This window comes from Loktanella sp. IMCC34160, assembly GCF_004145845.1.
Classification (GTDB): Bacteria; Pseudomonadota; Alphaproteobacteria; order Rhodobacterales; family Rhodobacteraceae; genus SELP01.
In genome coordinates this window covers 395,028-407,219 of the sequence record NZ_SELP01000002.1, presented here as the reverse complement: position 1 = coordinate 407,219, position 12,192 = coordinate 395,028, and the positions used below count along the sequence as shown (strand labels likewise).

Annotated in this window: 16 protein-coding genes; 9 read left to right on the top strand and 7 right to left on the bottom strand. The window is 63.3% G+C overall.

Annotated elements, in window-relative coordinates; genetic code table 11:
- Nucleotides 1-25 precede the first annotated feature (25 nt).
- The 3 genes from EU803_RS06345 to EU803_RS06335 are packed head-to-tail and all read right to left on the bottom strand — an operon-like array spanning nucleotide 26 to nucleotide 1,427.
- Nucleotides 26-496, bottom strand: a complete 471-nt coding sequence (locus tag EU803_RS06345; protein ID WP_129680924.1) for an MAPEG family protein — start codon at nucleotides 494-496, stop codon at nucleotides 26-28.
- Nucleotides 493-876: a cell division protein ZapA gene (locus tag EU803_RS06340; RefSeq protein WP_129680922.1), complete on the bottom strand. Its 384-nt coding sequence runs from the start codon at nucleotides 874-876 to the stop codon at nucleotides 493-495. Before EU803_RS06340 ends, EU803_RS06345 begins: the two co-directional genes overlap by 4 nt.
- Nucleotides 876-1,427: a hypothetical protein gene (locus tag EU803_RS06335; protein ID WP_129680920.1), complete on the bottom strand. Its 552-nt coding sequence runs from the start codon at nucleotides 1,425-1,427 to the stop codon at nucleotides 876-878. The genes EU803_RS06340 and EU803_RS06335 overlap by 1 nt, the downstream gene beginning before the upstream one ends.
- Nucleotides 1,428-1,648: 221 nt before the next feature.
- On the opposite strand from EU803_RS06335, the gene tkt reads away from it, so the two are divergent.
- Both tkt and EU803_RS06325 read left to right on the top strand, forming a co-directional pair.
- Nucleotides 1,649-3,667, top strand: a complete 2,019-nt coding sequence (gene tkt, locus EU803_RS06330) for a transketolase (RefSeq protein WP_129681591.1) — start codon at nucleotides 1,649-1,651, stop codon at nucleotides 3,665-3,667.
- Nucleotides 3,668-3,690: 23 nt separating this feature from the next.
- Nucleotides 3,691-4,314 carry a DUF4329 domain-containing protein gene (locus EU803_RS06325; RefSeq protein WP_129680918.1) on the top strand — a complete coding sequence of 208 codons (624 nt, stop codon included), beginning with the start codon at nucleotides 3,691-3,693 and terminating at the stop codon, nucleotides 4,312-4,314.
- Here the strand turns inward: EU803_RS06325 and EU803_RS06320 are convergent.
- A complete protein-coding gene (locus EU803_RS06320; RefSeq protein WP_129680916.1) occupies nucleotides 4,311-5,285 on the bottom strand; it encodes a DUF808 domain-containing protein in 975 nt (324 codons plus the stop codon). The genes EU803_RS06325 and EU803_RS06320 overlap by 4 nt on opposite strands.
- Nucleotides 5,286-5,508: 223 nt before the next feature.
- Here EU803_RS06320 and gap (EU803_RS06315) point away from each other — a divergent pair, with 223 nt between their 5' ends.
- The 7 genes from gap (EU803_RS06315) (at nucleotide 5,509) to EU803_RS06290 (ending at nucleotide 10,166) form a co-directional block, all read left to right on the top strand.
- Nucleotides 5,509-6,513, top strand: coding sequence for a type I glyceraldehyde-3-phosphate dehydrogenase (gene gap / locus EU803_RS06315; protein WP_129680914.1), 1,005 nt, complete (start codon nucleotides 5,509-5,511; stop codon nucleotides 6,511-6,513).
- A gap of 324 nt (nucleotides 6,514-6,837) precedes the next feature.
- Nucleotides 6,838-7,089 (top strand): PepSY domain-containing protein, encoded by a 252-nt coding sequence (locus tag EU803_RS06310; protein ID WP_129680912.1) that lies wholly within the window; start codon nucleotides 6,838-6,840, stop codon nucleotides 7,087-7,089.
- Nucleotides 7,090-7,148: 59 nt separating this feature from the next.
- Nucleotides 7,149-7,688 carry a cytochrome b/b6 domain-containing protein gene (locus EU803_RS06305; RefSeq protein ID WP_129680910.1) on the top strand — a complete coding sequence of 180 codons (540 nt, stop codon included), beginning with the start codon at nucleotides 7,149-7,151 and terminating at the stop codon, nucleotides 7,686-7,688.
- Entirely contained in the window at nucleotides 7,685-8,230 is a 546-nt protein-coding gene (locus EU803_RS06300; protein WP_129680908.1) for a LuxR C-terminal-related transcriptional regulator, read from the top strand. The genes EU803_RS06305 and EU803_RS06300 overlap by 4 nt, the downstream gene beginning before the upstream one ends.
- A 9-nt stretch (nucleotides 8,231-8,239) precedes the next feature.
- On the top strand, nucleotides 8,240-8,380 hold the full coding sequence (locus tag EU803_RS18515; protein ID WP_165352788.1) for a hypothetical protein: 141 nt from the start codon (nucleotides 8,240-8,242) through the stop codon (nucleotides 8,378-8,380).
- A 106-nt stretch (nucleotides 8,381-8,486) separates the two neighbouring features.
- Nucleotides 8,487-9,488 (top strand): type I glyceraldehyde-3-phosphate dehydrogenase, encoded by a 1,002-nt coding sequence (gap, locus tag EU803_RS06295; RefSeq protein ID WP_129680906.1) that lies wholly within the window; start codon nucleotides 8,487-8,489, stop codon nucleotides 9,486-9,488.
- Between the two features lie 114 nt (nucleotides 9,489-9,602).
- The gene (locus EU803_RS06290; RefSeq protein WP_129680904.1) at nucleotides 9,603-10,166 is read left to right on the top strand and encodes a hypothetical protein; all 564 of its coding nucleotides are present in this window, start codon (nucleotides 9,603-9,605) and stop codon (nucleotides 10,164-10,166) included.
- Here EU803_RS06290 and coaD read toward each other — a convergent pair.
- From coaD to EU803_RS06275, 3 genes are all read right to left on the bottom strand, one after another.
- Nucleotides 10,163-10,654 carry a pantetheine-phosphate adenylyltransferase gene (gene coaD, locus EU803_RS06285; RefSeq protein WP_129680902.1) on the bottom strand — a complete coding sequence of 164 codons (492 nt, stop codon included), beginning with the start codon at nucleotides 10,652-10,654 and terminating at the stop codon, nucleotides 10,163-10,165. The genes EU803_RS06290 and coaD overlap by 4 nt on opposite strands.
- Nucleotides 10,655-10,745: 91 nt before the next feature.
- A complete protein-coding gene (locus tag EU803_RS06280) occupies nucleotides 10,746-11,180 on the bottom strand; it encodes a CBS domain-containing protein (protein ID WP_129680900.1) in 435 nt (144 codons plus the stop codon).
- 57 nt (nucleotides 11,181-11,237) lie between these two features.
- Nucleotides 11,238-12,155 carry a LysR family transcriptional regulator gene (locus EU803_RS06275; protein WP_129680898.1) on the bottom strand — a complete coding sequence of 306 codons (918 nt, stop codon included), beginning with the start codon at nucleotides 12,153-12,155 and terminating at the stop codon, nucleotides 11,238-11,240.
- Nucleotides 12,156-12,192: the final 37 nt, after the last annotated feature.

Below are 12,192 nucleotides of genomic sequence, written 5' to 3'. Positions count from 1 at the left end.
ACTTGCGGCACTTCGGCCGCGTGCGTCACAGCGACATTACGCCAACCACCGCAACCCAAACACCCATCGCAATGACGGACAAGGACCCGAGGGTGTAGAAGGTGGCGCGCAAGTCGTGCCCCTTTGCGGTCCAATAGGCGAAGGCGTGCCCGGCCCGCGCCACGACGAACCCAACCATCAGGATGTATGCGACCCAGGCCACCGGGTCCGTCATCGTGAACAACAGCCCCGCAACCCAGAAGGCCGGGATGTTTTCAAGATCATTGCGGTGCATCCGGCGGGACCGTTCGACCGGTTCATGCGGATCAAGCTGCCCGGGGCGCGGGTCCGGGTTGATCAGTCCGGCGTCCGCGTCTTCCGGGGTCGCATAGCCGCCATTGACCGCGAACATCTGGCGCACGGTCCACCACCCCTGCCCCATAACCTTTAGAACCCCAAGCGCCGCGCAGATTGCGAAGACAGCGAAAACCGGGTTTCCGAAGGTCAGAAGGCTCATGAGTCGACCCGTTCCTCGATCTCGTCAGCAAGGGATTCCGCCCGCGCGGCAAGTTCGGCCAGCGTTTCCGTGACCGAGGCCGGAACGATCGGCACCTCCACCTTCTGCGGGTTTTCCTTCAGCCGGGTCAGTTCAGCCAGCGCCTCCGCCGTGCGGGTCTCGGCCTCTCGCAGCCTGTCCTCCAGCCCCGCGGTCTTATCCGCCAGCATCAGCCCCGCCATCAGCAGCATCCGCGATTCCGGCATCCGCCCGATCTGCGACGACAGTGCTGCGGCCTCGGTATCCAGCATGGCGGCAGCGGCGTGCAGGAATTGCTCCTCGCCGTCCTGACAGGCCACTTCGAAACTGCGGCCCCCGATCCTGATTTCCACGTGCGGCATCAGCTTGCCCCCTCTATCAGCGGCCGAAGTTCATCCAGCACGGCGTCCACTTCGGTCGCGTCTGCCTGCCGCAGCGCGCGCAGCGCGTCCAGTTCGGCGGCCATGGCGCGGTTGATCAACTCCGGCTCGGTGATCCCGTCCTCCAGCGCCTCGCGCAGGCGGCCATTGTTGGCGCGCAGCTCGGCGTTCACCTCGCGCAGGCGGTTGATGTCCTTTTCGAACCGGGCCAGTTTGGCAAGGTTGCCTTCGGCCGCGGCTTCAAGCTCGGCCACACGGCCATCCTGCCGCTCTTTCAACGCCCGCACCCGCTCTTCCAGCTGGGCATTGGCAAGCCGCTCTTCCTCCAGCTTCTTTTCCAACTCGGCCACACGCGGGTCCGGCCCTGCCTCGGCCGGCGCGGCGGCCGGGTCCGCGTCTTGCGGGTCATGGGGCCAATGATCGGCAGGCTCTGCATGCTCCGTCTGGACCGGCCGCGTCAGCCGCTCTGCACTGTATCGGATCCGGTCAAGCGCCGCGGCAATCCTGCTTTCGAAATCTGAAATCTCGCTCATCTGCCTGTCCTTGATGCCCGTTTTTCGTCGGCCCAGGTCGCCCAGCGTCGACCGGGCCGAATCGAACCGCTTTTGAAAAGCCTATGCGATCCCCCCCAGCCCCGCAAATATCCCGGCATATTCGCCCGTTGCGGCATAAGGGCAGCCCGCTGCGGCTTGATCTTGCGCCCTTGCCTGCTATGACGCTTGCGACATTTTGCGATCCAGCAGAGGAACAGCCCGTGGATATTGCCACCCTGCGCACCGCGCACCCCGATCATTGGATGAAAGCCGCCGCCATCCGCACGCTCACGCTTGATGCCGTGGCTGCCGCGAACTCCGGCCACTCCGGCATGCCGATGGGCATGGCCGATGTGGCGACGGTTCTGTTCGAGAAGCACCTGCGCTTTGATCCCAAGGCCCCGAACTGGCCGGACCGCGACCGGTTCATCCTGTCCGCCGGCCACGGGTCCATGCTGCTCTATTCGCTGCTCTACCTGACCGGCTACGAGGACATCACCCTCGACGAAATCAAGAATTTCCGCCAGTGGGGCGCCAAGACCGCCGGCCACCCGGAATACGGCCATGCCCGCGGCATCGAAACCACCACCGGCCCGCTGGGTCAGGGCATTGCCAACTCGGTCGGTTTCGCCATCGCCGAAGCCAACCAGCGCGCCCGCTACGGCAAGAAGATCGTCGATCACTACACCTATGTCATGGCCGGGGACGGCTGCCTGATGGAAGGCGTCAGCCAGGAAGCCATCGGCCTTGCCGGGATGCAGGAACTCGACCACCTGATCGTCTTCTGGGACAACAACAACATCACCATCGACGGCACCGTCGATATTTCCGACAAGACCGATCAGGTCGCCCGTTTCAAGGCGTCTGGCTGGCATGTGCAGGAAATCGACGGCCACGACCCCGAAGCCATTGACGCCGCCATCACCGCCGCCAAGGCCGATCCGCGTCCGTCGATGATTGCCTGCAAGACCCACATCGCCCTTGGCCACGCCGCACAGGACACATCCAAGGGGCACGGCGCCCTGACCGATGCCGCCCAGCTGAAGGCCGCGAAAGAGGCCTATGGCTGGCCCTACGGCCCGTTCGAGATCCCGGCAGAGGTCAAGGCCGGCTGGGAAGCCATGGGCGCCCGTGGCGCCGGTGCCCGCGCCGCATGGGAAGCGGAATTCCAGACCCTGTCGCTCAGCCGTCAGGCCGAATTCAACCGCGCCTACGCCGCTGAGGCCCCGAAGAAACTTGCCTCGGTCGTGCGCAGCATGAAAAAGCAGGTCGCCGAGGACCAACCCAAGGTCGCGACCCGCAAGTCGTCGGAACTGGCGCTGGCGGTGATCAACCCGGTGATGAAGGAAACCATCGGCGGGTCCGCGGACCTGACCGGGTCCAACAACACCAAGACCGCCGATATGGGTGTCTTCCACCCGACCGACCGCAAGGGTCGCTATGTCTATTACGGCATCCGCGAACACGGGATGGCCGCGGCGATGAACGGCATGGCGCTGCATGGCGGCACCCGGCCCTATGGCGGGACGTTCATGTGCTTCACCGACTACGCCCGTGGGGCGATGCGCCTGTCGGCCCTGATGGGCGTTCCGGTCACCTATGTCATGACCCATGACAGCATCGGACTTGGCGAAGACGGCCCGACCCACCAACCGGTCGAACATCTGGCCATGCTGCGGGCCACACCGAATATGCTGGTGATCCGCCCCGCCGATACCGCCGAAACCGCCGAGGCCTGGGAAATCGCCATGACCCAGACGTCGACCCCGACGGTTCTGGCCCTGTCGCGGCAGAACCTGCCGACCGTGCGGACCGAATACAAATCGCAGAACCTCGTGTCGCGCGGGGCCTATGTTCTGGGCGAAGCCACCGGCAAGCGTCAGGTGATCCTGATGGCCACCGGTTCCGAGGTCAGCATCGCGCTGAAGGCGCGCGACGCGCTTGAGGCCGAAGGCATCGGCACCCGTGTCGTCTCGGTCCCTTGCATGGAACTCTTCGCCGCGCAGGACGAAGCCTATCGCCGCAAGGTGCTGCCCGCCGGGCCGGTCCGCGTCGCGATCGAGGCGGGCGTGCGTCAGGGCTGGGATGCGCTCTTGCTGGGTGAACGCGGGCGTGAGGCCAAGGCCGGCTTCATCGGGATGGAAGGCTTTGGTGCCTCTGCCCCCGATACCGTCCTCTACGAAAAGTTCGGCATCACCGCCGAAGCGGCCGCAGACAAGGCCAAGGCCCTGCTGGGCTGACACCAAAACGACAGGAAAGCGCGATGATCCGGACCATAGCCTTCACCGCGCTTTCCGCCTTTGCCCTCGCAGCTTGCGACGCAAGCTATGTTGGCGGGCCTGCGCCGATTTCCCCCAAGGGGGAAGTGGTTGAAAACCGCCCGACCGGTGGTCAGGTCCAGCCACAACGCCGCATCCCCGTCCCGAACCCGCCCGAAGCGGCGGCTGCCGCCTTTGCCCGGTCGTTCCTTGACGAATTGCAGCGCATCTCGATCCGCGAGCAGCGGGAATTTTGCGGCTATTTCCTTGTGAACCCGGACGGCAGTTTCGCGGCCTCACCGCCCGTGCGCGGCACCTTCGCAAGCTGCGACTATTCCATCCCCGACGACCCGCGCATCTTTGCCAGCTACCACACCCACGGCTCCTATTCCTTTGCCTATGACAACGAGGTTCCCTCGGTCGCCGACCTGCAAAGCGATTTCGATTTCGGGATGGACGGATATATTTCGACCCCCGGTGGGCGGGTCTGGCATGTGGACTATGCGACCCGGACGGCCCGGCAGGTCTGCGGGTTGGGATGCGTCTACCGCGACCCGATCTGGCGCCCCTTCGAAGAGGACGCTGTCGCGCAGGTCTATACCGTGAACAGCCTGCTGGCCCGGAATTAATGTGCGGCGGGTTTCCCGCTGAACCGCGCCATGACCGGCCCGATCACTCGGGTCACCACCGGGATTAGCAGAAGGCCAAGGGCCAGACCGATCACCCCGTCGCTGAAAGCCGTGACCGCCCATGAGGCGAACCCCTGCCACGATGCGGACACCCCATGCGCCGCCATCTCGGCCCAATGGTGGATCGTCTCATAGGGCCAGGCCCACAGGTGGGTCACTTCCAGCCCGTGCACGATGATCGACCCGCCAACCCACAGCATCGCCACCGTGCCGATGATGGACAGAACCTTCATCAGGCGCGGCATCGCCTTGACCAACCCCCGGCCAAGGTTCTGGCCGAACCGGGTACGGGCGGTCGCGGCGGTATAGAGGCCAATGTCGTCCATCTTCACGATCAGCGCGACCGACCCATAGACTACCAGCGTGATCGCCACCGCCACGACAGCCAGCGTCGCCGCCTCCATCCAGAAGCCGTCGGCTTCGATCGCCGACAGGGTGATGGTCATGATCTCGGCGGAGAGGATGAAATCGGTCTTGATCGCACCCTTCACCCGTTCTTCTTCCAGATGGGCCGGGTCCTTGACGTCAAGGTCCGCCTCCACATGGGCGTCGCCATGCGGGAACAGCCAATGAAACACCTTCTCGGCGCCTTCAAAACACAGGTAGGCCCCGCCCAGCATCAACAGCGGCGTCACCATCCACGGCGCAAAGGCGTTCAGGATCAGGGCCAGCGGCAACAGAATCACCAGTTTGTTGAACAGCGACCCTTTGGTGATGCGCCAGATGATCGGCAGCTCGCGCTTGGCATCGAAGCCGTGCACGTATTTCGGGGTGACCGCGGCATCGTCGATGACGACGCCAGCCACCTTGGACCCCGCCTTGGCCGCCATTCCGGCCACATCATCCACGCTCGCCGCCGCAACCTTTGCGATCGCCGCTACATCGTCCAGAAGCGCCAGAAGTCCGCTCATGTCCTGCCCTCATACATGTACTGTCACCTTTCCTAACGCGACTCACCTCTGACGCAAGCCCAAACTCGATGCGCCCATGTTCGCGCTAACCGTTAGCGCGCACCTGTGACCGATTGGACCTGTTACCGTTAACATATTGGCGGGATTGAATTTTATTCTTTGCACATGCGGCATGACCGACTAACGAGGCCCCAACCTAAGGCATGCTCGAAAGGACGCCCCCATGACCGTCACCGTCGGCATCAATGGCTTCGGCCGCATCGGACGCTGCACCCTCGCCCATATCGCGGAAAGCGCCCGCAACGATGTGCAAGTGGTCAAGATCAACGCCACCGGCCCGATCGAAACCAACGCCCACCTGCTGCGCTACGACAGCGTTCACGGCCGGTTCGGCGGCGATGTCCGGGTGAACGGCAACACGATGGACCTTGGCCGTGGCCCGATCGAGGTAATGTCCACCTACAACCCCGAAGAGCTGGACTGGTCCGGGGTCGACGTGGTTCTGGAATGCACCGGCAAATTCAACGACGGCCTGAAATCGAAGGTCCACCTGGATCGCGGCGCGAAGAAGGTGCTGATCTCGGCCCCGGCCAAGAACGTGGGCCGCACAGTCGTCTACGGCGTCAACCACCGCGACCTGCTGCCCGACGACGGGATGGTGTCGAACGGGTCCTGCACCACCAACTGCCTTGCCCCGCTGGCCAAGGTGCTGAACGACGCCATCGGCATCGAAAGCGGGCTGATGACCACCATCCACAGCTACACCGGCGACCAGCCGACGCTGGACCGTCGCCACAGTGACCTGTACCGCGCCCGCGCCGCCGCCATGGCGATGATCCCCACCTCCACCGGTGCCGCAAAGGCCCTGGGCGAGGTTCTGCCGGAACTGGCGGGCAAGCTGGACGGGACGGCCATGCGCGTCCCCACCCCGAACGTCAGCGCCGTGGACCTGACCTTTGTCGCGGGCAAGGACGTGACCGTGAATGACGTCAACGAAATCGTGCGCGAGGCCGCATCGGGCTACATGGGCATGGTCATGGCCTATGACCCGGAGCCGAAAGTGTCGATCGACTTCAACCACACCACCCAATCCTCCATCTTCGCCCCCGACCAGACCAAGGTCTCGGGCAAGCGGCTGGTCCGGGTGCTGGCATGGTACGACAACGAATGGGGCTTCTCGGCGCGGATGGCCGATGTCGCCGCCCATATGGGACGTCTTGGCGCGTAATATCCCGCGACTTTCGCCTAAACCTACGCAATAGGCTCCTGCCCCGGTTCCCCCGCGGCAGGAGTTTTCATTTTGACGGCGTCACACTGTGCGGCGCCGCCAGCGGCACAATGCCGCCGAAACAACGCACCCCGAGCCGATCCATTCCAGAAGGCCAGCGCCTCGGCGGTTTTTCTCTGAACCTGGGTTTGAGGCCCCTGAACCGTCGTGATGCCCCGCCCGACCTAAACCTTGGGCGAATGGTCTGTCGGCGTGACGACGCAAATCCTTGGTCCCGACGGTGCGCCAATCCGGTGCCCGCACATCGTGAAAAGGACCAACGCAATGAAGAAACTTATCCTCGCCCTCGCCCTGATCGGGCCTGCCAACTTTGCCTTTGCCTCGGGCGCTGAGCCGGTTCTGACCGACGAAATCCGCACCCAGATCACCGAACTGATGGTCGCCGACGGCTATGAGGTCCGCCGGATCAAGACCGAAGATGGTTACTTCGAGGTCTATGCCCTCAAGGATGGCGAACAGTTCGAACTGTTCCTCGACGCCGACTTCAACATCGTCGACCGCAACGACAACGATTGATCGTTGGAACCGGGTCGGGCCCGCCCCGGCCCGGCCTGCCATCTCAAAGGACAGCAATCATGACCAAATACCGCATCTGGGATCCGTTCGTCCGGGTCTTTCACTGGACCGTTGTCGTGTGTTTCGCGGCCAACGCCCTGTTCACGAATCCCGAAAAGGACCTTCACGAAACCCTTGGATACATCGTCGTGGGGCTGGTCGGCGCCCGGATCCTGTGGGGATTGGTCGGGCCCCGCTTTGCCCGATTCTCGAGTTTCTGGCCAACCCGCGCCGGGGTTGTCGGGCAAATGGGGGACATGGCGACAGGGCGCACCCGGGTTCACCTCGGGCATACGCCCCTTGGTGCCTTGATGATCCTGAACCTTCTGGCTGCCATGCTGGTGATCGGAGCGACCGGCTACATGATGACCACCAACGCCTATTTCGGGATCGAATGGGTTGAAGAGGCCCACGAGGTCTTTGTCACCTGGGCCGAAATCTCGGTCGTGGCGCATGTTGTTGCCGTTGTCTGGGAAAGCCGCCGCACCGGTGTCAATTTGCCTCAGGCGATGATAACAGGTGTCAAGTCCGTTCCGGCCAATGCTACGATTGCGGAATGAAAACCCCGATTTTCGACAGGCCCTTGTTTGTTTCGCTCCTGATCGTGGCGCAGGCCCTTTGCGCCGCCTTCTTCCTGTTCGACGTGGTCGCGGATGGGTTTGAAATGGGGCTGGCTGGGTTCTTCACCAGCCACTTCGGCATCGAATTCATCGCGGTGGTCGCCCTGATTGCGGGCATCCTGTTCGAAATCCGGGTTCTGTCGGGGATGCTGCAACGCACGGCCCATCTTGAACGGCAGGTGTCGCAGGCCTCCAAGGCGCTGCACGAGGTGATCGAGGCGCATCTTGACCGCTGGGGGCTGACGCCTTCGGAACGGGATGTGGCCCATTTCACGATCAAGGGCCTGTCGATTGCCGATATCGCCCGCCTGCGCGGATCGGCCGAAGGCACGGTCAAGTCACATCTGAATGCGATCTACCGCAAGGCCGGCGCAAGCAACCGGGGCGAGCTGTTGTCCTTGCTTCTGGACGACCTGATGGAGTTCCAACCCAACGCCGAGGGCCACGGCAAGGGGCTATCCGGCGGCGATCCCGCGGGTTAGAACCGGTCCATGACCACCCGTCTTGCCCTGATCCTTTTTGTCTTGCTGATTGTGGCGATCATTATCGACCAGCGCATTGGGACCGAAATCGGCCTGCAACTCGCCCGCTGGGGCGTTTCCCTGATCGAATACCTGAAATTCTGGCGCTGATCCCCGCCGATCCGGCCCGAATACCCCATAAAGGCGGTTGACCTTTCCGCTTAAATCGCAATGTTAGCGCCAACATCCGACATCACCTCCCGGAAAGGAGACCGACATGGCCGTTAAGGTTGCCATCAATGGATTTGGACGCATCGGGCGGAACGTGCTGCGCGCGATCATTGAATCGGGCCGCACCGATATCGAAGTGGTCGCCATCAACGATCTGGGTCCGGTCGAGACCAACGCCCACCTGCTGCGCTACGACAGCGTGCACGGCCGGTTCCCGGCGACCGTGACCACCACGGAAACCACCATCGACGTGGGCCGTGGCCCGATCGCGGTAACGGCAATCCGCAACCCCGCGGACCTGCCCTGGGCCCATATCGACATCGTCATGGAATGCACCGGCATCTTCACCTCCAAGGAAGCCTGTCAGGCGCATCTTGAAAACGGCGCCAGCCGGGTTCTGATCTCTGCCCCCGGCAAGGACGCGGACAAGACCATCGTCTACGGCGTGAACCATGACACGCTGACAAGCGATGACATCGTCGTGTCGAACGCCTCCTGCACCACCAACTGCCTGTCGCCGGTGGCCAAAGTGCTGAACGATGCCATCGGCATCACCAAGGGCTTCATGACCACGATCCACAGCTACACCGGCGACCAGCCGACGCTGGACACGATGCACAAGGACCTGTACCGCGCCCGCGCCGCCGCCCTGTCGATGATCCCGACCTCGACCGGTGCGGCCAAGGCCGTGGGTCTGGTGCTGCCGGAACTGAACGGCAAGCTGGACGGCGTGGCGATCCGCGTCCCCACCCCGAACGTGTCGGTCGTCGACCTGACGTTCGAAGCCGCCCGCGCCACCACGGTGGAAGAGGTCAACGCCGCGATCATCGCCGCCGCCGATGGCCCGTTGAAGGGCATCCTTGGCTATACCGACGAACCGCTGGTCAGCTCGGATTTCAACCACGACCCGCATTCCTCGGTCTTCCATCTGGACCAGACCAAGGTTCTGGACGGCAACATGGTCCGCATCCTGACCTGGTATGACAACGAATGGGGCTTCTCCAACCGGATGAGCGACACCGCTGTCGCCATGGGCAAGCTGATCTGATCAGACGCCTGAATGACCAAGATTTGGAACGCCGCTGCCCCCCGCAGCGGCGTTCTTGCTTTGCAACCTCAACCTGAATAGCCTTGTCGCATTATTGCACGAAAGGATTTTCAGATGACTGACAAGCTGGGCGTAAAGCCGGGCAATGTGACCGTGCCGGCTCTGACATTCGCGGGCACCTTTGACGGGCACATGATGACCGGCGATCAAAGGGGGCACACCCATTCTGGCCTGCACCTGACCAACTACTTCACCCGCAACGGGGCGCCGATGTCGGCCGGACAGCTCGCGCTCAATCAGGATGCCGCCGGGCGCCTGATCGGCGCGGGCGTCAACCGTGCCATGACCGTCAGGCTGTTAGAACAGGACAGCCGAAGCGGGGTCTTCAAGGCCGATGTGGAAATCTACGGTAACAGCAAGACCAGCACGTTCTTCCCGTTTGGCACGACAATCAATCAGGCCAAGGACTATATCCGCGACGCCTGGTCCGACTATTGCCACTTCGGCACCGGCGCGCACGGCGGGAAAGAGGCAGACATCTACCGGCAGATGAAAGCGAAATTCGGTCTGAACTGGGTCGGTTTGGCCAAGATCGGGACCCAGAGAATCTGGGTCGGGTCGGCACAATCCGGATCGGTCGTCACCGCCTTCCCCGCGGTCAACAACAAGTTCGGCTAGCGCAGCCGGGCTTCCAGCGCCTCGCGCACGGCGGGGGTCACGAATTTCGAAACATCCCCGCCCAGCCGGGCGATTTCCTTGACCAGTTTCGAGGCAATCGCCTGATGCCGCGCCTCGGCCATCAGAAAGACCGTCTCGATCGAGGAATCGAGCACCCGATTCATCCCGACCATCTGATATTCGTATTCGAAATCGGCCACGGCGCGCAGGCCACGGATGATGACCGAGGCACCAACATCATTGGCGCAGTCGATCAGCAGGTTTTCGAAAGGGTGCACGACAATCTCGCACCCGACGTCGGCCCCGATCGGCACGACCTCCTGTTCGATGAAGGCCACCCGCTCTTCCAGATTGAACAAGGGCCCCTTGTCGCGGTTGATCGCCACGCCGATCACCAGCCGGTCGACCAGCGAACAGGCCCGCCGGACGATGTCGATATGGCCCAACGTGATCGGGTCGAATGTGCCGGGGTACAGGCCAATACGCATGATCTTCCTTTCAGCGACGCGGTGCTGATGCGCACGCAACAATATTGCGCGCCATTTTGCAAGTGCGGCATTGGCCCGCGCTGACGCGCGGTCAGTGACCCATGATCATCCCTTCAAGGGCATTGCGTTCCATGGCCAGCTCTTCCAGCCGTCCCTTCACCACGTCACCGATGGAAATCAGGCCGACCATTTCCCCGTCGCGCATCACCGGCATGTGGCGGAACCGCTTCTCGGTCATGACCCGCAGAATCGCCAGCGCGGTCTGGTCTTCGCTTGCGGTGATGATCTTGGCGGTCATGATCGCGCTGACAGGGTCCTGCAGAACCGGGGCGCCGCGCTGGCCCACCTCGCGTACCACGTCGCGCTCGGACAGGATGCCATCAAGGCTCTTGCCGTCCTTGGACACCACCACGGTCCCGACCCGGTTGTCCGACATCACCTTCAGAGCGTCCTGCACCGAACTGTCGGGGGTGACAGACAAAATTCCGGCATTGGCTTTCGCTTTCAGGATTTGCTGAACAAGCATGATGGGGCTCCTTGACCTTCGTTATGGGTCCAGCGTCCCCCCGTCCGGCCCATCCTGTCAAGCACTCAAATGATCGCGGCCCTCTGGGTCGAAGGCCCGGGCCTCCAGCCGGGCCACCTCGGCCCGGACGCCGGTGGCCAGCGCGGTCGCGAACCGGTTCAGCCGGTCGTTGCGCCGGTCGGCGGCATGCCGGACAAGGTAGAAGGACCGCGTCAGGGCAACATCGCCGGTCAGGACAAAGCGCAATTCCGGCGCCACCGGCATGATGAAATCGTGGATGAACCCGACGCCGCCGCCTGCCCGCAACATCATCGCCTGCACCGCGACCGAATTCGACGCCATCTGCACCCCCCCTGCCCCAAGGTCGCCCAGATAGTCGAGTTCCCGGTCAAAAATCATATCGGGGATATAGCCGACCGTGGGCACGCCCCTCAGGTCCGCCATGGTCCGGATCCTGGCGGCAATATCGGCGTGGGCGGCCAGATGAAGGTGATAATCGGTCAGCTTCTGCACGGTCAGCCGCCCAGCCTCGGGCGGGCTTACGGTGATGGCCATATCCGCTTCGCGCCGGGACAGGTTGATGACCCGCGGCAGGGCAAGGATCTGGATCTCCAGCCCCGGGTTGGCCTTCTGGATCGTCGCGCAGACCTGCGGCAGGATGTAGTTCGCGCTGCCATCCGGCGCACCGATGCGGATCTGCCCGGTCAGGCCCTCGGTGGTCTTCTGGCCCTCGTCGAAGGCCAGTTTCATGGTCTCCTCGGCCTCGGCCGCGCGGTCCCGCATCCGTTCGCCCAGATCGGTCAGGGCATAGCCCTGCGGCGATTTCAGGAACAGCGCCGCGCCAAGCTCGTCCTCCAGCCGCGCGATCCGGCGGCTGACCGTGGCCGGGTCCATCTTCAGAACAGGTGCCGCAGACGACAGGCTTTCGGCCCGCGCAACCGCCAGGAACACCTTCAGATCATCCCAATTCGGCATCGCGCCCTCGTTTTGCATAAATGCAAGACCATTTTGG

Excerpts from the sequence above, each read along its gene's own strand:
- EU803_RS06345 (WP_129680924.1), bottom strand. The coding sequence starts at position 496 with ATGAGCCTTCTGACCTTCGGAAACCCGGTTTTCGCTGTCTTCGCAATC.
- EU803_RS06340 (WP_129680922.1), bottom strand. The coding sequence starts at position 876 with ATGCCGCACGTGGAAATCAGGATCGGGGGCCGCAGTTTCGAAGTGGCC.
- EU803_RS06335 (WP_129680920.1), bottom strand. The coding sequence starts at position 1,427 with ATGAGCGAGATTTCAGATTTCGAAAGCAGGATTGCCGCGGCGCTTGAC.
- EU803_RS06325 (WP_129680918.1), top strand. The coding sequence starts at position 3,691 with ATGATCCGGACCATAGCCTTCACCGCGCTTTCCGCCTTTGCCCTCGCA.
- EU803_RS06320 (WP_129680916.1), bottom strand. The coding sequence starts at position 5,285 with ATGAGCGGACTTCTGGCGCTTCTGGACGATGTAGCGGCGATCGCAAAG.
- gap (WP_129680914.1), top strand. The coding sequence starts at position 5,509 with ATGACCGTCACCGTCGGCATCAATGGCTTCGGCCGCATCGGACGCTGC.
- EU803_RS06310 (WP_129680912.1), top strand. The coding sequence starts at position 6,838 with ATGAAGAAACTTATCCTCGCCCTCGCCCTGATCGGGCCTGCCAACTTT.
- EU803_RS06305 (WP_129680910.1), top strand. The coding sequence starts at position 7,149 with ATGACCAAATACCGCATCTGGGATCCGTTCGTCCGGGTCTTTCACTGG.
- EU803_RS06300 (WP_129680908.1), top strand. The coding sequence starts at position 7,685 with ATGAAAACCCCGATTTTCGACAGGCCCTTGTTTGTTTCGCTCCTGATC.
- EU803_RS18515 (WP_165352788.1), top strand. The coding sequence starts at position 8,240 with ATGACCACCCGTCTTGCCCTGATCCTTTTTGTCTTGCTGATTGTGGCG.
- gap (WP_129680906.1), top strand. The coding sequence starts at position 8,487 with ATGGCCGTTAAGGTTGCCATCAATGGATTTGGACGCATCGGGCGGAAC.
- EU803_RS06290 (WP_129680904.1), top strand. The coding sequence starts at position 9,603 with ATGACTGACAAGCTGGGCGTAAAGCCGGGCAATGTGACCGTGCCGGCT.
- coaD (WP_129680902.1), bottom strand. The coding sequence starts at position 10,654 with ATGCGTATTGGCCTGTACCCCGGCACATTCGACCCGATCACGTTGGGC.
- EU803_RS06280 (WP_129680900.1), bottom strand. The coding sequence starts at position 11,180 with ATGCTTGTTCAGCAAATCCTGAAAGCGAAAGCCAATGCCGGAATTTTG.
- EU803_RS06275 (WP_129680898.1), bottom strand. The coding sequence starts at position 12,155 with ATGCCGAATTGGGATGATCTGAAGGTGTTCCTGGCGGTTGCGCGGGCC.